The following is an 18,514-nucleotide window of genomic DNA, read 5'->3' as shown; positions in this document are numbered from 1 at the left end:
ATGATGCCTGACCGTGAGTACACGCAAGCTCTGATAGCCGGGCGCCGCTCTATCCGAGCGTTCCAGCCCACGCCGGTGCCGCGCGATGTCTTGGAGCGCATTCTCGCCACAGCCGCACGGTCACCGAGCGGCACCAACATGCAGCCGTGGCATGTCTATGTACTGACGGGGGACGCCCGCGACGAACTAGTGGCACGCGCCAGTCGCATGCGCCTGGCCGAACCCGAGCGCGAACGAGGCCCAAAACCCTTCGGCGAATATGATTACAACCCCGAACCGCTCGCGGATCCCTACCGGACCCGCAGGCGGGAGGTGGGCTGGGGTCTTTATAACCTGCTCGGCATCACCAAGGGCGATCGTGCCGCGAGTTGGACTGCGGCCGGCCGTAACTTCGAGTTCTTTGGCGCGCCGGTCGGCCTCATCTTCACGCTGGACCGCGAACTTGGCCTGGGAAGCTGGCTGGATCTCGGCATCTTCATGCAGTCCGTCATGCTGGCCGCGCGCGGCGAGGCACTCGACACCTGCTGCCAGGCTGCCTGGCGCCATTACCACGATGTGGTTCGCGACGTGGCCGGCGTTCCAGACGCCGAGCTCATCGTTTGCGGCATGTCTCTCGGCTATGCGGATCCGCAGGCCGTCGCCAACTGCCTCCGGTCCGAGCGCGAGCCGGTCGAGGCGTTCACCCGCTTTGTGAGTACGGTTGCCGCGGGCGGAGCGGACCGAGATCCGATTTGTGCGGAGCAATGCGATGCGACTTCCTGATTTCTTTGACAAGGCTGCGCTGGCATCGCCCAATGCCCCGGCCGTATGGTTCGAGGGTGAGACTTGGAGCTATGCGCGGCTCCGCGAGCTCAGCCTGCGCCTTGCCAACGCGCTGGCCGATCTCCGCCTTGTTCCCGGCGCCCGGATTGCCAGCTGGCTGCCGAACCATCCCGCAACGTTCGCGGTGCAGCTCGCTGTTCAGCGCCTGCCGCTCCAGGCGCTGCCACTCAACCCGCGCGCCACGGCCGATGAATGTGTCGATGCAATGCGCATGTTCGCACCGGAATGGCTGTTCATCCATGTCGACTTTGCGAAGGCCGTGGAGCAGATACGCACCGCGATTCCGAGCCTGCGGGGCATCGTCGTGATCGATGGCACCGCGGATGGCTGCATGACGATGGACGAATTCGTCCGCAACGCGGATACCAGCGCAATCGATACGGATGTCGGATCAGAGGATGTCGTTACCCTGTTGACAACGGGGGGCTCGACGGGCCTGCCGAAGGGTGTCATGCGGGCGAGCCGAAACTGGTCGACCCTCATATCGAACTACCGTCTCGCTCTGCCGATGGACGAGCCGCCGGTCAATCTGGCGGTGACGCCGCTGACGCATGTGGCCGGCGATGTTGCCCTGTCCATCTTCGCCCAGGGCGGGCTCAACGTCATCCTGTCAAAGCCCCGCCCGCGCGACATTCTCGAGGCGATCGGCCGCCACCGGATCACGCACATCTTCGTGCCGCCCACCCTGCTCTACATGATGCTGACCGAGCCGGACGTGCGCTCATTCGACTTTTCGTCCCTCAGATACTTCATGTACGGAGCGGCTCCCATTTCGGTTGAGAAGCTGAGGGAAGCCTGGTCAGTCTTCGGCCCGGTAATGACCCAACTCTACGGGCTGATCGAGGCGACCAGCACCGTTTCGATCATGTCGCCGCGCGAACACGCGGCAGCGCTTGCGGAGAATCCGGCCCGGTTTGGCAGCATCGGCCGCGGCAGTCCCCTGACGATGATCGACGTCGTCAGCGAAAACGGCGAGGCGGTGGCGGATGGAATCACGGGTGAGGTGGTCTGCCGCGGCTCGAACCTGTTCAAGGGCTATGCCGCCAATGACGAGGCAACGCGCAAGGCGCTGCGCGGAGGCTGGTTCCGCACCGGGGATCTCGGCGTGAGGGACGAGCGCGGATATGTGCGCCTCGTCGACCGCAGCAAGGACATCATCATCAGCGGCGGCTTCAACGTCTTCCCTGGAGAGGTGGAGCAGGTGATCTGGCGTCATCCCGCCGTCCAGGACTGCGCCGTGATCGGCACGCCGGATGAGAAATGGGGCGAGGCCGTCACCGCCGTAATCGAACTGAAGCCGGGCGAAACCATATCCGAGGATGAGATCATCGCCCTGTGCAAGAAACAGCTCGGAAGCATCAAAACACCGAAAAAAGTAATCGTTTGGTCGGAACTGCCACGCAGCAATGTCGGAAAAGTCCTCAAGCGCGAAATACGTGCCCGTTACTGGAGCGGACGCAACATCTGAAACGAATGAACGTGGCATCACCGCCCCCGCTTATCCCTAGGCGGCCGGCAGTTTCCGGCCGACGCTCTCGACAACAAAAGAAGGAACTACAGGCATGACCGAAGCGAGCAGCGCCGATCAGATGGGCGCAGTCCGCGCCGTGATCGAGCGCTATCTGGATGCGGTGCGCAATTGGGACGAAGCGGGCTTTCGTGCCACTTTCGATCCCAAGGCAAACATCGCGCATTACTACGTAAAAGGCGACGAGATCCGGACGCTGACCCTCAACGAGTTCGTCGAGACCATCGGCGCCCTCCACAGCAAGTTCGACAACGCTGAGGAAAAAGCGAAAGAGATCGACATCCGCATTGTCGATCACATCGCCAGCGTGCGCGTTCCGTTTGCCTTCGTCATGGGAGAACGGACGCTCGAAGGTCAGGATCTTTTCAACCTTGCGCTTTGCAAGGGCGAATGGAAGATCATGCACAAGTCCTACTATCTGTAAGCGGAAAGAAAGTATTCCATGGACAACCTGGCTGCTACTGCTCCGTCAACTTTCTATCGTCTCGGCGACCATGCCCCCCGGACGGCGCCGTCCGCCTGGGTCGCACCCACCGCCACCATCATTGGAGACGTAGAGATCGGCCCCGAATCGGGAATCTGGTTCAATTGCGTTTTACGCGGTGATGCCAACAGTATCCGCATCGGTGCCCGGACAAATGTTCAGGACAATACGATAATCCACGTCGATCCAGGCCCCTTCGCCACCTTCATTGGCAACGATGTCACCGTCGGTCATTCCTGTCTCATTCATGGCTGTACGCTGGAAGACGGAGCATTCGTGGGGATGGCTTCCACTATCCTGAATGGCGCGGTGGTGGAAGGAGGCGGCATCGTCGGCGCGGGCGCACTCCTTACCGCGGGCAAACGAGTCAAACGAGGCGAGTTGTGGACCGGTGCGCCAGCCCAACTACGTCGCGTTTTAAGCGAGGAAGAACTCCGGGAATTCCTGGAGGTGTCCGCGCTCTACGCACGCAATGCTGAGCGCTTCAAAAATGAACTTGCCCCCGTCGGCAGGTCCGATCTTTGAGAACATGCAACCACTTTATGCCGCGTCAGTCTTAGGACGAGATGTCTTTCACGCCACCGACTCCTCTTGCCCCTCGACAAACGCGGCATGGATTCTCTCTTGCTCCTTTTTTTTTGCGCCGACGCCACACACTTCCCTATGTGGCAACGCCGACTCGCTGAAGTACCTTCACCCACGGCACATTCCAGATCCTGATGCTGTGGCAGAAGTGTCCGTTACTTTGACCGACATCCGGCAACGCGAGCAAAGGCGAGTTTGTTGCCAGCTCCGAGTCCCTTCGGCCTCGCTGGAGCAGGAAGGTATGAGAAGATTGACAGGCCGTCCGCGTACGTCCCTGCTCCGCTGCGTGCGCCCGGCCTGCACCTCACCTCACCCATAGGCGGCGTCCAGCGCGGCCACCGCCGCAGCGCCACCTCGAACAGCCTGCGTGTAATGGCCGAGCGTCACCGTCGGATTGGCATGGCCGGCGATCTGCGCCACTAGACCGACCTCGATGCCCTGAGCCTGGAGCGTCGAGATGAACGAGTGCCGGGCAGAGTGCGGCGTGACATAGGGCAGCTTCAGCCGTTCAAAGGCTGGTTCCCAATAGCGGCGGCGGAAGTTCTGGTAGAGCAGCGGCCCGCCGCCTCCGATGCGGGGCTTGGGCCAAGGCTGAAGCCGGCCGGGGCCAGGAAAGACACGATAAAGCCCCTTGCCCTTGCGGGGACAGCGGACCCGCCATTCCAGCAGCATCTCGCGAAGGATTGCGCCCATCGGAATCTCGCGAGTGCCTGCCTCCGTCTTCGTCATTTCAGTGAACGTGCCGTCCCGCTCCTGAATTCGTCGAATGCGGATGACATTCTTGTCGAAGTCCACATCCTCCCAAAGCAGGCCGAGTTGTTCGCTTGGGCGCGTGCCTGCCAAGAACGGGAGGGCATAATAGATCCCGTGTTCCCCGTCGTCCTTCGCTGCGACGACGATGGCCCGGAATGTCTTCGGTGCTCAGGATGGCCTTCTTAGCCTTGTGACGAGCCCGGCTCAGGCCTGTCGGCATAGACGGCGCCCGGATGTTGAAATCCTCCTCTGCCAGCGCCAAGACCGACTTGAGGTGCGCCTTTGCGCGGTTGGCGGTGTACTGCCCGCACTGCTCAACCAGCGTGCGATGCCAAGGCCGGATCATCGCCGTGGTCAGCTCATTCAGCTTCACGTCGCCCAGCATCTTGAGAAAGGTGGCGTTCTTCGGCTTCGCCTTCGTCGCCGTGTATTCCGCCCTCTCCCGCCGCGTGCCGACCAGAAGCGGTCCGACAATGCATTTCGTCACGACCTTGTAGCCGGCCAGAGTGGTGGCCTTCACCTTGCCCTCACGGTCGGCCAGCCAGTGCTTCACCGCGTCTTCCACGGTGGGCACCGCGCGCTGGTCCACGTAAGCATTGTCCGCCACTTGGTTCTGCAGCTCGCGCTGGCGGGCTTCAGCCTCTTTCTTCCGCTCAAAGAACTCCTGACGGCGCAGGCCGCTGTTGGGATCTCGGTAGTTCAGGACGTAGCGATCGTGGAGAACCACCTGTCCTGTTTTCAGCTTGCGTTTGCGCGTCCGCTTCGTGAGTTTGACTGAAAAATCCATTTTGTGAGCCCATCACCTACAGGCATGAAAAAGGAAAATGGAAACACGCCGCTGTAACCCGCACAAGTAATCGCAATAAATTTTTTGGAGATCGGACAGCTGCTCTCGCTGTAACCACGGGAGTAACCGGCAGAACCAGAAATAACGAGAGCCGAAGAGACGTCTAGCCTCGTTGTATTTCGAATCTCTACTTCATCAAGGTTGAAATCGCGGCAACAGACGGTGTTCTGTGTGGGTGTGGCGGCTGTGACGGCGCCCCACGGGGTACGGGGGGGCCCTGGGGGGAGTACCCCTCCCCAGGGCTGACGGGGATGATGGTGAATCGTCGTCACCCTCGTCACGCGTCACGCTAGAACTTCGGGACGCCGCCCTCCGTCGGATCCGACCAGATCTTCAGCGGACGTCCGCGGCGATCCCGCGCCATGAACTCGACGTACACGCCCGCTTTTGCCATGGCGGGACGCATGCGATCGAGTGCGTTGGATAGACGCGACGGCGACCGGGGGAGACCCTGGTCGGAAAGATCGAATGTCGCGAAGAGGTCCGCCACATATCCGGTGAAAGTTCCGTGCCGGGTTATGGCGCGGAGTTTGATGACGAGTGGCTCATCGCTGATGCGATCAACGATGAAGTTGTGTTGCGCAGCGGTGATGGCATTGATGATGGCGCCAGGCTCGTCGAAAGCCGCGTCGGCCGCATGGATAAAGCGAGCAGAGTCCGCCATGCGGATATGACGAGGGAAGTCCGCCTGGTGATAGTTGCGGAGCGCTGCCGCAACAGCATCGTAAAGCGCGCCCAGGACACCAGGAAGGATGCTTTCGAACTCCGCTAGCATTTCTGCTTCCGTCTTGCGGCTGCCCTCCTGCATAGGGGGCAGCTTGATCGGAATGGCACGTTCCATAAGGTCCGCGCGGTTCGCATAACCAGCAATGCCGTTGATGACGAACGGGCGAGCGTAGGTCATGACGTGCAGATCGCCGTTGGTGTACAGCTTACGAACTGCAATGCCGCTCCCGGTGGCGAGAGCGCATAGGACGTCGGACATATCCCCACGCATGCCGGAGGCGTTATCGAAGTTGAGAAGGCGATAATCCTTGGCCTGGATCATCAGGTCCTTCTCGTTGTCCGGCAGACGGAGGCGGGACGCCTTATTGGGGTCGATGACGCGTTTGATGACCTCGCAGAAGAAGCTTTTGCCGGAGCCCTGCTCTCCTTCCACGAGAAGGATGAAGTACGGACCCGTTGGCTTCAGCGCATTCAGCAAGAAGGCAATCAGAAGGTTGTAGTTCTGATCGTCCAGCCCCAGGAAGGTTTGGAGGACACGCAGTGAACCACCCCGAGCAGGTTCAGGCAGAACGTCGAACCCGGCACCGCGCACGAACTTGTGCAGAGAGGTGGGATTAACTTTCCACCCATCACTCGTAATCGCGACGGTACGCCCGTCGCGTGTGCCGAGATCGATCTCGATCTTCTGGTCATCGCCCGCCACGCGAATATCGATGCGACGAGTAGCGCCTTCGAAAAGGGCCAGTGCCTCGATGGTTCCCAGTGCCTCCGTCAGAGGGCCGGCGCCCACGGCTTTGCCAAGCGTGACATGCGCCTGATGGCGCAGCCAAAGAGCGAAGTCCTCCGAAAGCACCCGATAAGTTGCGATGCCCTCTTGCATCGGCACCGAAGCAAAAGCCGTCCGGTCACCATCATTGAAGAGCTCAGCGGAGCTGCTCGTAACGAGGCCAACGAGAGCCGCAGTTAGGCTCTTCTTATCGGAGCGTTCAGTGCCGAACCCTTTTTCCCGAGCCGAAGCGACCCAGCCGGGAAGCTCCTCCAGTGTGTCGCCGTTGTAGTCGTCCGGAAGAAGGGCCTCGAAGAGGGAGCGGATCTCTTCATCGGTGGCACCCGAAGCGACAAGCTGGGCCGATAGGCCGACACCAGCCTCGTGAGTTGTCTTTCCGCCGATGATGGCAGCGGTGTAATCCGACCCGATCACAACCTTGATCAGAGCCATTTCGTGGCCCGTGACCACAGGAAGGCTATCGTAGCTCACCTCAAGGATCGCCTTGCCCACGGCCTCGTAAGCCATGCCGGTGTCTGGATGGACCGAAGGCGGCATCACCGTCATCCTACCCGATCCAAGCACGTCCACGTCGCCCAGCCCATCGCCACCTTCAAGCTTCTGGGACTTGAAACCGCCCGCCATCGGAGCGCGAACGAAGATCGTAATGCCCTTCTTGCCACGCTTGCCCGAGAGCACGTTCGTTGGGGCCTCGCCGACGAGACCCAGAAATTTAAGGAAGAATGCGGTGAGCTTGTCATCATCGACATCCAGAGCGCTGAGAAGGAAGCCCTGCACGGCTTCGGTTCCCAGAAGGAGGCCGATTCCATGATCGGCAAACAGATTAAGCCATTGCCCGCGGGTCTTTTCACTGGGAGGCGAGGCAAGGTAAGCCTGCCAGCTCTTGAGCCCCTTTGCCGGCCGCTTTGAGTTCGGCTCAAGAGGGATGACGCGGAGGTCCCGATCCCAGAAGGTGGGTGCGTTGTCTGCGAATATGTTGCCGCTCATGCCGCACCCCCAACTTTGGAGGCGTCGATTGCCGCGACCACTTCCGACAAGCGGACAAGGCGACGGCTGTTAAACGGGGTGTAAGCGGGGACGAAGCCGCGCTTGATGGCACGGCGAAGCGCCCATTCATGGACACCCAGTGCCTGGGCGGCAGCCTTGATCGTGCAGAGTTTCTCGTCAGCAAGCCGTGCAGCCTGCTGCCCTTGGATAAAAGAAGTCATGTTGCAGCGCTCCGCAAAATAGGGAGGTTTCGGAAGAAGCGCCGATGGCCACCAGCAATGCGAAGATGGGGAAACTCGGGAGGGTGACTTCCCCCCGACCTAAGGTTCCGGGATTTGAAGGTCCAGTGGTGGGATCTCATCTGGCGGCTGAAGGATGAGGCGTTTCATTTCAGCTACGGAGAGCTGATCGCCACGGTAAGCCTCTGCTAAATGGCCATACCGGGAGTTCGATGCTTTATTGTCACGAAGGTCCAAGAAGCGCTCAAACCACTCAACGTCCCAGCGAGACGGAACAGCAATTTCGCCGTCGACGATGGCATTGATTAGCCGCTCAAGTGCTAGCTCAGCGCGATCGCGTTTTCCGCGGCCTTCGTACACCTGCAAGAAGTAATGGGCGAACCAGCGGCGCTGCCCCGCGGTCGAGACGGCGTCGCCGCCCGCTTTACCTTTCCTGGCGGCGCTTACCTCAGTCTCTGAAAGATAGACCAGCTGTACAGCACCTGCGGAGGTGCAGAACGCACCCCATTCATTCATGAACTCTGGAGTCAGCTGCCTTGCGGCGAAGCGCTGCTTCAAAGAAGGAACGAGCCGTGCGGCGTGGTCGATGCGGGCCTGAATATCTACTTGGTTGATAGCGCCGACGTAAGGAATGAGGTTCCACGCGCGGACTTCCATGTCTACCTGACGATCATACGCGACCGGAGCTTGACTCCGCCACTCAGCCTTCCGCGCCGGTGTTCCTTTCCTCAGCCTCTCGCCTCGAGCTGCTTGTTCAGTTTCAAGGCGCACTCCGATGACGAGTTCTTGAAGCTCCGAGAACCGGCCCTCGAGCTCCGCCCAAACTTCGCCGCCCCACCACGCTGAAGTTCGAGGCGGAGTTTCGGCTTCGGTCCGCTCCGGCAAATCGTCGGAAGAGTCTTGCATAGCGCGATCCTTTAGGTGCCATCCCTGTGGGGGCCTACCCCTCCCCCTATACGGCCAGGTTGGGCGCTCCTAAAGTGCCGTCACGCACGTCACGCCGTCACGTTCCACCCGCTGTGACGGTGTGGCGGCGGTGACGGTACCTTGACGGGCCTCGTGCAGGGCTGCGGCAGGGGTGGGGGCTGCCCTCACGCGCCCGCGTGCGTAGCCACCCCCATGATGAGCACTTGGGAAGGTTTGGGAGGAATGAGGATTAAGGGTATGCGCGTACTCAGGCGGCGTAACTCTCCGATGCATATTAGAACCAGCTCCCCGCACAACGTCCTTCCCCTCCGTAAGTACGACCATTTCGAAATGAAAGTCGGAACGCGGCCGTGTTAGGCTCCAACTTGGGGATCGTCATTCGAACTCCGATTGCCTTCGAGAGGCCTTTTTGACTAGGAAGCGCTCTAGCCGCTCGCACCTCGGAGTTCACGCCTCTTCCGCATACTCATGAACTTCGGATAAAGACAGGCATCTCAAAAACGCCGTCCTGATGTTGTGTTCGAATGGAAGGGAAGCCAGCTATGTCCATGACTATAGCCCGCCCTTACGGGGAAAGGTTTCCCGCTGACTCAGGAGCACTTTCCGAGGCAGAAGCGCAGGCCATATACAATCTACCCTTCAACGACCTCCTATTTCGAGCCCAGTCGGTCCACCGCCAGTTTTTCGATCCGAACGCGGTTCAGGTCAGTCGATTGCTGTCGATCAAGACGGGAGGATGCCCGGAGGATTGTGGCTATTGCAGCCAGTCGGCGCACAATCCGACAGGCTTGAAGGCCTCCAAGCTGATGGAGGTCGAGCGGGTTCTTGCCGAAGCACGCAAGGCTCGTGAGGGCGGCGCCACGCGGTATTGCATGGGTGCCGCCTGGCGCAGCCCCAAGGATCGCGACATGGATGTCATCGTGGCGATGGTCGAAGGCGTAAAAGCTCTCGGCATGGAGACATGCATGACGCTCGGCATGCTGAGCCCGCAACAGGCCCAGACGCTCGCCCACGCCGGTCTCGATTATTACAACCATAACATCGATACATCGGAACGTTTCTACGGCGAGATCATCACAACGCGCACCTTTGCCGACCGCATTGAGACCCTCAATCATGTCCGGGAGGCCGGCATGAAAGTCTGCGCCGGGGGAATCGTCGGCATGGGCGAAGGGGCGGCCGATCGCGTGTCCATGCTGGTGACGCTCGCCAACCTGCCGGAGCCGCCCGAGAGTGTGCCGATCAACATGCTCATCCCCATCGAGGGATCACCGCTCGGCGAGGCTAAACAACTTGATCCGATCGAGTTCGTGCGCACTATCGCGCTGGCCCGCATCCTGATGCCGCGTTCTTACGTGCGTCTGTCCGCTGGCCGGAACGACATGACGGACGAGATGCAGGCCCTGTGCTTCTTTGCCGGTGCCAATTCGATCTTCATCGGTGAGACCTTGCTGACCGCCGAAAATCCCGGCGAAGACCGTGACCAGGCCTTGTTTCGTCGGCTCGGCATCATGCCGATGGAACTGGACGCCGCCGAATGAACCTTCCCGCGCTGGCACGGTTCGGGCGCACATTGGAGGGTCTTAGGCGAAAAGGGCGGCGGCGCAGCCTCTCGTTAGGCACTGGGCTGGACTTTACATCCAACGATTATCTCGGGATCGCCGGTTCCGGATGTCTTGCCCCCGCTATCTGCGAGGCGCTTGATCGAGGGGTGCCCGTGGGCGCCGGCGGATCACGCCTTTTGCGCGGCAATCATTCGGAATTCGAGGCGCTGGAGGCGGAAGCCGCCGCCTTCTTCGGAGCGCGGAAGGTGCTGTTCTTCGGCAGCGGGTACGCAGCCAACGTGGCGGTGTTGTCGACGCTTCCACAGCGCGGCGACCTCATTGTTCATGACGAGCTCATTCACGCCAGCGCACATGAGGGCATCGCCCTCAGCCGTGCGACGGCACAGACCGTTCGGCATAACAGCGCAGAGGCCATGGACCGCGCGATCTGCGCATGGCGCGCGGCAGGCGGTAGCGGGACGCCCTGGATCGTCGTGGAAAGCCTGTATTCAATGGATGGCGACCGGGCACCACTCGCCGATCTGGCAAGCCTTGCCGAGCGCCATGAAGCTTTCCTGATCGTGGATGAGGCACATGCCACGGGCGTGTTTGGAGAGAATGGACGTGGTCTCTCTGCCGATGTTGAAGGTGATGAGAACGTCGTTGTGGTGCACACCTGTGGCAAGGCGCTGGGCGTCTCTGGCGCATTGGTAACCGCCGATCCCATGCTGTGCGATTACCTCGTCAATCGGGCCCGCCCTTTCATCTATGCCACTTCGCCTAGTCCATTAGTGGCGGCTGCGATTCGCGCTGCGCTGCGTCTGGTCGCTGAGGACGCGGAACGTCGTGCTCGGTTGCAGGCCTTGGTCGAATTCGCCGGCGAACGCTTGCACACACTTGGACTGCCCTGGAGCGGTTCACAAATTCTGCCCGTCATCGTCGGCAGCAATGCCCGCGCGATCGCTCTTGCCGACTGTCTTCAATCCGCCGGCTTCGATGTCCGCGCCATCCGCCCGCCAACCGTCCCGGAGGGAACGGCCAGGCTTCGCATCGCCATCACGCTGAATGTCGATGAAACGGCGATCCGCGCGCTCATGGATACGCTCGGCAACGCCCTTCGGGACGAGATGGCATGACACGAGTTCTGGTCACGGGAACGGACACGGGGATCGGAAAGACAGTGTTCGCGGCAGCGCTCGCAGGCGCAATGGGTGCAAGCTATTGGAAACCCGTGCAGGCTGGTCTGCAGGAGGAAACCGACAGTGAAATCGTGGCTCGGCTTTCTGGATGTCGCGTCCTGTCGGAAGCATGGCGGCTGAGCACCCCAGTCTCTCCGCACCTTGCCGCGGAACTGGACGACGTCCAAATCGATCCAGCCGCCCTTGAGCTCCCCGCTGTGGACGGGCCGTTGGTCATCGAAGGCGCCGGCGGGCTGATGGTGCCGTTGACCCGAGGGATCGTGTTCGCCGATGTCTTCACGCGCTGGAAATTGCCCGCGGTGCTTTGCGCCCGCACCGCCCTTGGGACCATCAATCACACGCTCCTTTCGCTCGAGGCGCTCCGGGCCCGCTCCATCCCGGTGCATGGAATAGCCTTCATTGGCGATCCGATGGAGGACAGCGAGCGCACCATTCAGGAACTCAGCGGGGTGCGGCGGCTCGGCCGGCTGCCTTGGCTCAACGTGCTGAACCGCGACACTCTCGCGAGAGCCTTTGCCGATAACTTCGACATTCGAACATTTCAGGAGCCTTTTCGGTGACTCGTTCTCCCGTCTGGCATCCCTTCACCCAGCACGCTGTTGAGCCCCCTTTCCCGCGTGCCCTGCGTGCCCACGGCGCGTTCATCGAGACCTCGGACAGTCGCAATGTTCTGGACGCTATCTCGTCGTGGTGGGTCATCACCCATGGGCACAGCCATCCTGCGATCATGGCGGCGATTGCCCAGGCGACGCAGACCTTGGATCAGGTGATCTTCGCGGAGTTCACCCACGGCGCGGCGGAAGACCTGGCCCGCGGCCTGCTGCGCCTCGCGCCGGGAGGGCTGGCGCATGTGTTCTATTCCGACAGCGGCTCTACGGCCGTGGAGGTGGCGCTGAAGATGGCGTTGGGCTTCCACCACAATCAAAACACCGGCCGGCGGCGCATTGTGGTAATGGAGCACAGCTATCACGGCGACACCGTGGGCGCGATGTCGGTCGGAGCCCGCTCCGTCTTTACGAACGCCTACGAGCCCTTGCTGTTTGAAGTGGCTCGCATTCCTTTTCCCGGTTCGAATCCACAGCCCACACTGGATGAATTCGAGCGGCTGTGCCATGCGGGCGATATCGCAGCGTTGCTGATCGAGCCGCTGGTGCTGGGGGCCGGCGGGATGATGATGTTCGCGCCCGAGGTGCTGACGGAACTGCGCCGCATCGCAACCCGCCACGACGTGCTGTTCATCGCCGACGAGGTGATGACCGGCTGGGGTCGGACGGGTACGCTTTTCGCCTGCGAACAGGCCAATGTGCAACCGGACATCCTGTGCACCTCCAAGGGACTGACCGGCGGCTCCCTTCCGCTGGCGGCGACGCTGTGCACGAGCGCGATCTACGAGGCCTTCTTCTCTTCGCAACGCAGCCGGACTTTTTTCCATTCCAGTTCCTACACGGCCAACCCGATTGCCTGCGCGGCGGCGGTAGCCAATCTGTCGGTCTGGGAGACGGAGCCGGTGTACGAGCGAATTGCGACGCTCACCGCACGGCAGGCAGACTGGCTCAAGAGGCTGTCCCACGATGCGCGCTTCGACAACATCCGCCAGTGCGGGACCATCGCAGCCCTAGATCTTCGGGTGAAAGATGACGGTTATCTAGCGGCCATCGGCCCGAGGCTACGAGCCTTCTTCCGCGAGCGCGATATCCTGCTGCGCCCGCTCGGCAATGTCGTCTACCTGATGATGCCCTATTGCACGATCGGCGAGGAAGTAGACCTTGCGTTCACCGCCATCATAGACGCCGCAGAGGCATTGTCATGAGCCGAGCGCGGACCAGCCGGCTTGTGGGGCTTGGCCATTACGCACCTGCGCGGATCGTGCCAAACGCAGAGATCGAGGAGCGGCTGGGGCTGGAGCCCGGATGGATTCTGCGCCGCACCGGAATCAGCAATCGACGCTGGGCGGCAGACGACGAAGCCATGAGCGACATGGCTGTCCTCGCCGGCGAGCGGCCCCTTCAGAATGCAGGGATTGCCCGTGATGAGATTGGCCTCGTTCTCCTCGCAACCTCGACGCCTGACCACCTGCTTCCCCCTACGGCACCTCTCGTCGCGTACCGGCTCGGCCTAACACAGGCCGGAGCGGTGGATCTTGCCGGTGCGTGCTCCGGCTTCCTTTACGCTCTTACGCTGGCTGACGGCTACGTTAGGACGCATCGCCGCGCCGCTCTCGTTATCGCCGGCAACATCCTTAGTCGCCGCATCAACCCCGAAGAACGGGCCAGCGCCGTTATCTTTGCCGATGCTGCGGGCGCCGCGCTTCTCGCACCCTCCGAAGATCCCGCGACCGGCGTGCTCGGCGTCGATCTCGCTTCGTCAGGCGCTCATTATGATCTGATCTCGATCCCTGCCGGGGGCAGCCGCAAGCCGTATACCGAGGCGCCCGATCCAAGGGAAACATTGATGACGCTTCGCGATGGGCGAGAGGTCTTCTTGCAGGCCGTGGATATGATGGCGTGCTGTTCGGAACGCGCCCTCGACCATGCTGGGCTTAAGATTACCGAGATAGATTATTTCGTCCCTCATCAGGCAAACGCCCGGATCTCCGAGGCCGTGTCAAACAAGCTTGGCCTCACCAAGGACCGCCTCATCGAAACGATCGGTGAGTATGGCAACTCGTCAGCCGGCACAATCGCGCTGTCTCTTTCGATAGCGGAGGCAGAAGGCCGCCTCCGTCGTGGAGACCGGTTGCTTCTGGCAGCCGCGGGCGCTGGGCTTACCGGTGGCGCCCTAGCCCTCGGCTTCTAACCCGGTTCGAGCGGATAGAGATTTGATAGGAAGAGCAGCGGAAACGCCCAATGGCGTTTCGGCCGAGGCAGTCAGACGTTAGGAGCGTAACACACAAGGTTCCTCGCGGGTTACTGTCAGTTGCCTTTCGTTAGCTTTGAAGAAGTTCATCAAGATTCAACAGCATACAAACAGACAGCCGCATCTGAAGCATACCTGGAGATCTTGCCACAGAGTGCCTAGTTGCTACCAGCCTGCGCCAAGCGGGATCAAGTCATGTTTAACCTCGACAAAGCCCGCATTTGTCTGGCCCAACACGTATTGGCTGAGGCCGCAGGGGAGAGTGTTTCTTCATATCGTGCTGCGAAACGGCGGAGGACGGCGCTTCGCGATCTCCAGGTGGCGGCGGAGCAACGTCGATGCCCACACGAGATCTCCGGAGACGACAGCGTCCATAATTTCGAAATGCTCGCGGACCAGTTCACCTACCCGGCTTCCGTCGGCGTAAGAGAAATACTCACTTAGCCGCCGCAACCGGTTTTGCTGCTGGACTCCCTGAAGGATGAAGGGATTTCCCGACATTGACGCCAAAGCCTCATGAAATTCCCCGTTCACGTCAAACAGATCTCTTCCGTAAAAGTCCTTCTTCTCTGACAGCCTCAAGATTTGCTCATGAGCGCGGCGGCTGCGTTCTAGAGCCGCCTTGTTGAGCTTGAAGGTCGGCTCAAGCAGGCCGGCCGGCTCAATCAACATCCGGAAGCGATAACTAGCATCATATGCATCGTCGGAATTCAGCACCGCCATGAACGCCCACCCATTGCCAATGCCACGGCGAAGAAGACCGTCCTGGGCGAGGCGATTCAAGGTTCTCACGAGCTGCGTCCGGGACACGCAATAACGCCGCATAAAGCTCGCCTCCGTGAACTGTTCCGGAACGTTATCGCGCATCCGATCCATGGCGATCCGCTCATAGAGCGCAACGTCAGATGCCGACGTTTCGGCTTCGGAGTCCTCAGGCATGGCTTCGGCGTGCTGGGCCAGATAATGGCCCCGGTTTGCCGCGGCGACTACGACCCCCCGTTCTGCCAAGACCTTGAGAGCGACGCGGACCGGTGACCGCGACACCCCGAACTCTTCCGCGAGTTCAGATTCCGTGAGGTGATAAGCGGCCGGAAGATTATTTCGCCGAATGAAGTCGGTGATCTTCGCCACCATCTCCTGCTGCACGCGACTGAGTTCTCTCTCGCGCATAGGATCACCAAACTCGACCGGGGCGTAAGCGTGAGCGTGACTCCCTGCCCGGCTCCAGAGAGGAGGCTCTGATCGTCTTACGCATCAATCTTCTGCCGCCAAAGCGCTATTTCTTGCCCTTCGAGTGCTTGGGAGAGCGATAAGCAAGACGAAAATGGCCGTCAATATGAGGAGCCCCAAGGCAATGGGATGCTCGACGAAGGTCATCCAGTCGCCATCAGCGAGAAGAAGCGCGCGTCTAAGCTGTTCGTCGAATTCCCGGCCGAGAACAAGTCCCAGAAGAAGAGGCGCCGCCGGGAAATCCAGCTTCTTCAACATGTAACCCAGCAGAGCAAACACGATCAGAATGTAGACATCGAATATTCGGTTGGACTCGGAGAACGCGCCTATCGCTGTCAGGACCAGGATCCCGGGGAACAGATAACTGTACTTGATACGAAGCAGCGATACCCATACGCCGATCATCGGCAGGTTCAAAATGACAAGAATAACATTGCCGATCCACATGCTGGCGATCAGGCCCCAGAACAGGTCCGGCTGCTTGATCATAACTTGAGGACCGGGAGTAATCCCATGCGTGATCATGGCTCCCAACATAAGGGCCATCAGAGCATTAGGAGGAATTCCAAGGCTGAGCATCGGAATAAAATTCGCCTGAGCCGCGGCGTTGTTCGCGGCTTCCGGACCAGCGACGCCCTCGACGGCGCCATTGCCGAAATCCTGAGGCCGCCGCGAGAGCTTTCGCTCGAGGCTGTAGGCTCCGAATGCTGCCATGGTGCCGCCTCCCCCAGGCAGGATCCCAAGCACCGTTCCAAGCGCGGTGCCGCGGAGCACAGGCTTTATCGACCGATGGGCATCCTCACGAGTCGGCCAAAGTCGGGTGATCTTTTCGATGACCCGCCCCCTCCCGCCGGTTTCCTCGATACTTGTCGCGATCTCCGCGATTCCGAAAAGGCCAATCGATACGGCCGTGAAACCGATGCCGTCGGAGAGTTCGAGAAGCCCGAACGTAAAACGGTCGGTTCCCGTATTAACGTCCATGCCCACCAGGCTGAGAAGCAGGCCGATCAAGGCCATTGCAACGGCCTTGACCATGGACCCTCCGGAAAGGAGCACCGAGGAGACGAGTCCGAGAGTCAGCAACGCGACATATTCTTCGGGTCCGAAGAGTAGTGCCACTTTGACCAGAGTGGGCCCGGCAATGGCCACGACAAGCGTTACGACACATCCGGCGAAGAGAGAGGCAAGAGCAGCCACGGCCAAGGCAGCCCCCGCGCGTCCTTGCAACGCCATCTTATGGCCGTCCAGGCAGGTCACCACGGTCGAGGCCTCGCCTGGAATGTTCACGAGGATTGAGGTGATCGAACCGCCATATTGCGCACCATAATAGACGCCGGCGAGCATAATGATGGCGCCCACCGCCGGCATGTAGAACGAAATAGGCAGAAGAATAGCAAAAGTCGCGAGAGGGCCAATTCCCGGAAGGACGCCAATCAGGGTTCCCAGTGTCGCGCCAAGAAGACAATAGCCAATATTATCAAAAGCCAGCGCAACGCTCATGCCGTAAACGAGGTTGTTTAAGAGATCCATGTCGGCCACACGCTGAAGTTAAGCTGCAGGAACACCTTGAAGACGACGACCGCCAGGGCTGTGATGACGCCGACGGTCACTAGCCTTTGCTTGAAACCCGTAAAAGGGGCCGCGTAGGTCCCGATCAAGGCGCAACAGGCCGCTGCCAGGACAAGGCCGCCCGAGCCGATAAGGATACTGAAGGCAAAGATGCCGACGAGGAGCATTCCGATCGGGCGGAGCCGCCATTCCGGTATCTTCTCTCTCGTCAAAAGAGCCTGCGCAAAGATCAGCGCTCCAGTTCCGCAGATCATCCAGCCGACAAGCCGCGGGAAATAGGCCGAACTGGCCGGCCCCTCCCCATCCGCAGGGAATCGAGACGCGAGAAGAATGGCCGATGCCCCCACCAGAAGGACGAACGACCCGGCGATCATATCGCGGTTCATCGCAATATCCTTTCATCCGCCGGAAAACGCATGCTGCGCGAGGCAGGCGCGTCCTTGTGGTCAGCGCGTCAGGGCGGCTCGAACGCGGTCAAGCTGCTCCGTCTGGGAGCGCGCGAAGTCGGCGGAGTTCTGATAGTTCGTCGGCTCTCCAACCCGCTCGGCAAATGCCTTCCACACGTCCTTCTCCATCGCTGCATGGAATTTATCGTGGAGGTACTTCACCGCCTCGGGCGGAAGGTTTGCCGGGCCGACCAAACCCTTCATGTTCGTGGCGATAACATCGTAGCCGAGCTCTTTCAGCGTGGGCGCATCGGGACAATGGCTCGACCGCTGTTCGGCGCTTCCGGCGAGGATGCGCACGGTTCCAGCCTCGATCTGTCCCTGGATTTCTTCAGTGGCGCCCATGGCGATATCGAGCTGACCGCCAAGCAGCGCCTGCATGACCGGGGCGCCACCCTGGAACGGCACGTCCTTGAGATCAATTCCGGCAGCCTTCTCCATCATGAGTGCAATCGAATGAGGGAGGCTTCCGATGCCGGTGTTACCAACTGAGATCTTGCCCGGCCGCTCCTTTGCCGCAGCAACAAAGTCACCAATCGTCTTGAATGGAGAATCCGATTTCACGATGAAGAAGAACGGGTTGTTCGTGAGGCGGATGATCGATGTGAAGTCCTTCGCGGGATCGTAGGGCACAGCCCGGTGCGCCGGCACCGATGTCGATTCCGAACCGCCTGCCACGAGCAGAACATAGCCGTCGGGCCTCGCATGGGCGACATTCTGCGCCGCGAGAACGCCTGCCGCCCCTGGTTTATTCTCCACCACGAGCGGCACGGGGATGTCACCCTGAGCCGCCGCAATGATGGTGCGTGCGGCTTGGTCACTTCCACCGCCCGGCGCGAAACCTACGACAATCTCGATCGGCTGCTTGGGAGTCCAGTCTTCGGCCTGCGCCACGGAAATCGAAGCTGTGACGGTTGCCGCGACGACGGCTGCAAATTTCATGATCTGCATTTCCATTCTCCTTGCATGATGATGGATTGTCTAC

The 18,514-nt window shown here is 60.6% G+C and carries 18 protein-coding genes; 9 read left to right on the top strand and 9 right to left on the bottom strand.

The features are described from left to right. The 4 genes from ACQ6S1_RS12895 to ACQ6S1_RS12880 all read left to right on the top strand — a co-directional run bounded on the left by ACQ6S1_RS12895 (position 1) and on the right by ACQ6S1_RS12880 (position 3,359). Positions 1-762, top strand: coding sequence for a nitroreductase (locus tag ACQ6S1_RS12895; protein ID WP_445041616.1), 762 nt, complete (start codon positions 1-3; stop codon positions 760-762). Next, positions 749-2,290, top strand: coding sequence for a class I adenylate-forming enzyme family protein (locus ACQ6S1_RS12890; protein ID WP_445041615.1), 1,542 nt, complete (start codon positions 749-751; stop codon positions 2,288-2,290). Before ACQ6S1_RS12895 ends, ACQ6S1_RS12890 begins: the two co-directional genes overlap by 14 nt. Positions 2,291-2,384: 94 nt before the next feature. Continuing rightward, the gene (locus ACQ6S1_RS12885; RefSeq protein ID WP_445041614.1) at positions 2,385-2,774 is read left to right on the top strand and encodes a nuclear transport factor 2 family protein; all 390 of its coding nucleotides are present in this window, start codon (positions 2,385-2,387) and stop codon (positions 2,772-2,774) included. Positions 2,775-2,792: 18 nt separating this feature from the next. Then, entirely contained in the window at positions 2,793-3,359 is a 567-nt protein-coding gene (locus tag ACQ6S1_RS12880) for a gamma carbonic anhydrase family protein (protein WP_445041613.1), read from the top strand. 369 nt (positions 3,360-3,728) lie between these two features. Here the strand turns inward: ACQ6S1_RS12880 and ACQ6S1_RS12875 are convergent, their stop codons facing one another. From ACQ6S1_RS12875 to ACQ6S1_RS12855, 5 genes are all read right to left on the bottom strand, one after another. Beyond that, on the bottom strand, positions 3,729-4,214 hold the full coding sequence (locus tag ACQ6S1_RS12875) for a tyrosine-type recombinase/integrase (RefSeq protein WP_445041612.1): 486 nt from the start codon (positions 4,212-4,214) through the stop codon (positions 3,729-3,731). Further along, the gene (locus ACQ6S1_RS12870; RefSeq protein WP_445041611.1) at positions 4,150-4,959 is read right to left on the bottom strand and encodes a hypothetical protein; all 810 of its coding nucleotides are present in this window, start codon (positions 4,957-4,959) and stop codon (positions 4,150-4,152) included. Before ACQ6S1_RS12870 ends, ACQ6S1_RS12875 begins: the two co-directional genes overlap by 65 nt. Before the next feature lie 349 nt (positions 4,960-5,308). Next, positions 5,309-7,519: a bifunctional DNA primase/polymerase gene (locus tag ACQ6S1_RS12865; protein WP_445041610.1), complete on the bottom strand. Its 2,211-nt coding sequence runs from the start codon at positions 7,517-7,519 to the stop codon at positions 5,309-5,311. Then, positions 7,516-7,740: a hypothetical protein gene (locus ACQ6S1_RS12860; RefSeq protein ID WP_445041609.1), complete on the bottom strand. Its 225-nt coding sequence runs from the start codon at positions 7,738-7,740 to the stop codon at positions 7,516-7,518. Before ACQ6S1_RS12860 ends, ACQ6S1_RS12865 begins: the two co-directional genes overlap by 4 nt. Before the next feature lie 99 nt (positions 7,741-7,839). After that, complete coding sequence (locus tag ACQ6S1_RS12855) at positions 7,840-8,664, bottom strand: hypothetical protein (protein ID WP_445041608.1); 825 nt, start codon at positions 8,662-8,664, stop codon at positions 7,840-7,842. Between the two features lie 569 nt (positions 8,665-9,233). Between ACQ6S1_RS12855 and bioB the strand changes: the two genes are divergently transcribed. The 5 genes from bioB to ACQ6S1_RS12830 are packed head-to-tail and all read left to right on the top strand — an operon-like array spanning position 9,234 to position 14,224. Then, a complete protein-coding gene (bioB, locus tag ACQ6S1_RS12850; RefSeq protein WP_445042022.1) occupies positions 9,234-10,226 on the top strand; it encodes a biotin synthase BioB in 993 nt (330 codons plus the stop codon). Further along, the gene (locus ACQ6S1_RS12845; RefSeq protein ID WP_445041607.1) at positions 10,223-11,365 is read left to right on the top strand and encodes an 8-amino-7-oxononanoate synthase; all 1,143 of its coding nucleotides are present in this window, start codon (positions 10,223-10,225) and stop codon (positions 11,363-11,365) included. The genes bioB and ACQ6S1_RS12845 overlap by 4 nt, the downstream gene beginning before the upstream one ends. Further along, positions 11,362-11,988 carry a dethiobiotin synthase gene (gene bioD, locus ACQ6S1_RS12840; protein ID WP_445041606.1) on the top strand — a complete coding sequence of 209 codons (627 nt, stop codon included), beginning with the start codon at positions 11,362-11,364 and terminating at the stop codon, positions 11,986-11,988. Before ACQ6S1_RS12845 ends, bioD begins: the two co-directional genes overlap by 4 nt. Then, entirely contained in the window at positions 11,985-13,238 is a 1,254-nt protein-coding gene (locus tag ACQ6S1_RS12835; RefSeq protein ID WP_445041605.1) for an adenosylmethionine--8-amino-7-oxononanoate transaminase, read from the top strand. Before bioD ends, ACQ6S1_RS12835 begins: the two co-directional genes overlap by 4 nt. Then, entirely contained in the window at positions 13,235-14,224 is a 990-nt protein-coding gene (locus ACQ6S1_RS12830) for a beta-ketoacyl-ACP synthase III (RefSeq protein ID WP_445041604.1), read from the top strand. The genes ACQ6S1_RS12835 and ACQ6S1_RS12830 overlap by 4 nt, the downstream gene beginning before the upstream one ends. Before the next feature lie 330 nt (positions 14,225-14,554). Here ACQ6S1_RS12830 and ACQ6S1_RS12825 read toward each other — a convergent pair whose 3' ends face one another. The 4 genes from ACQ6S1_RS12825 to ACQ6S1_RS12810 all read right to left on the bottom strand — a co-directional run bounded on the left by ACQ6S1_RS12825 (position 14,555) and on the right by ACQ6S1_RS12810 (position 18,486). Next, on the bottom strand, positions 14,555-15,454 hold the full coding sequence (locus ACQ6S1_RS12825) for a GntR family transcriptional regulator (RefSeq protein ID WP_445041603.1): 900 nt from the start codon (positions 15,452-15,454) through the stop codon (positions 14,555-14,557). Positions 15,455-15,538: 84 nt separating this feature from the next. After that, the gene (locus ACQ6S1_RS12820; protein ID WP_445041602.1) at positions 15,539-17,044 is read right to left on the bottom strand and encodes a tripartite tricarboxylate transporter permease; all 1,506 of its coding nucleotides are present in this window, start codon (positions 17,042-17,044) and stop codon (positions 15,539-15,541) included. Next, entirely contained in the window at positions 17,032-17,469 is a 438-nt protein-coding gene (locus tag ACQ6S1_RS12815; RefSeq protein ID WP_445041601.1) for a tripartite tricarboxylate transporter TctB family protein, read from the bottom strand. The genes ACQ6S1_RS12820 and ACQ6S1_RS12815 overlap by 13 nt, the downstream gene beginning before the upstream one ends. A 60-nt stretch (positions 17,470-17,529) precedes the next feature. Further along, the gene (locus ACQ6S1_RS12810; RefSeq protein ID WP_445041600.1) at positions 17,530-18,486 is read right to left on the bottom strand and encodes a Bug family tripartite tricarboxylate transporter substrate binding protein; all 957 of its coding nucleotides are present in this window, start codon (positions 18,484-18,486) and stop codon (positions 17,530-17,532) included. Positions 18,487-18,514: the final 28 nt, after the last annotated feature.

This window comes from Terrihabitans aquatilis (genome assembly GCF_052542005.1).
Note: the sequence above shows the minus strand (reverse complement) of the source record. Positions and strands in the feature narration are given on the sequence as shown.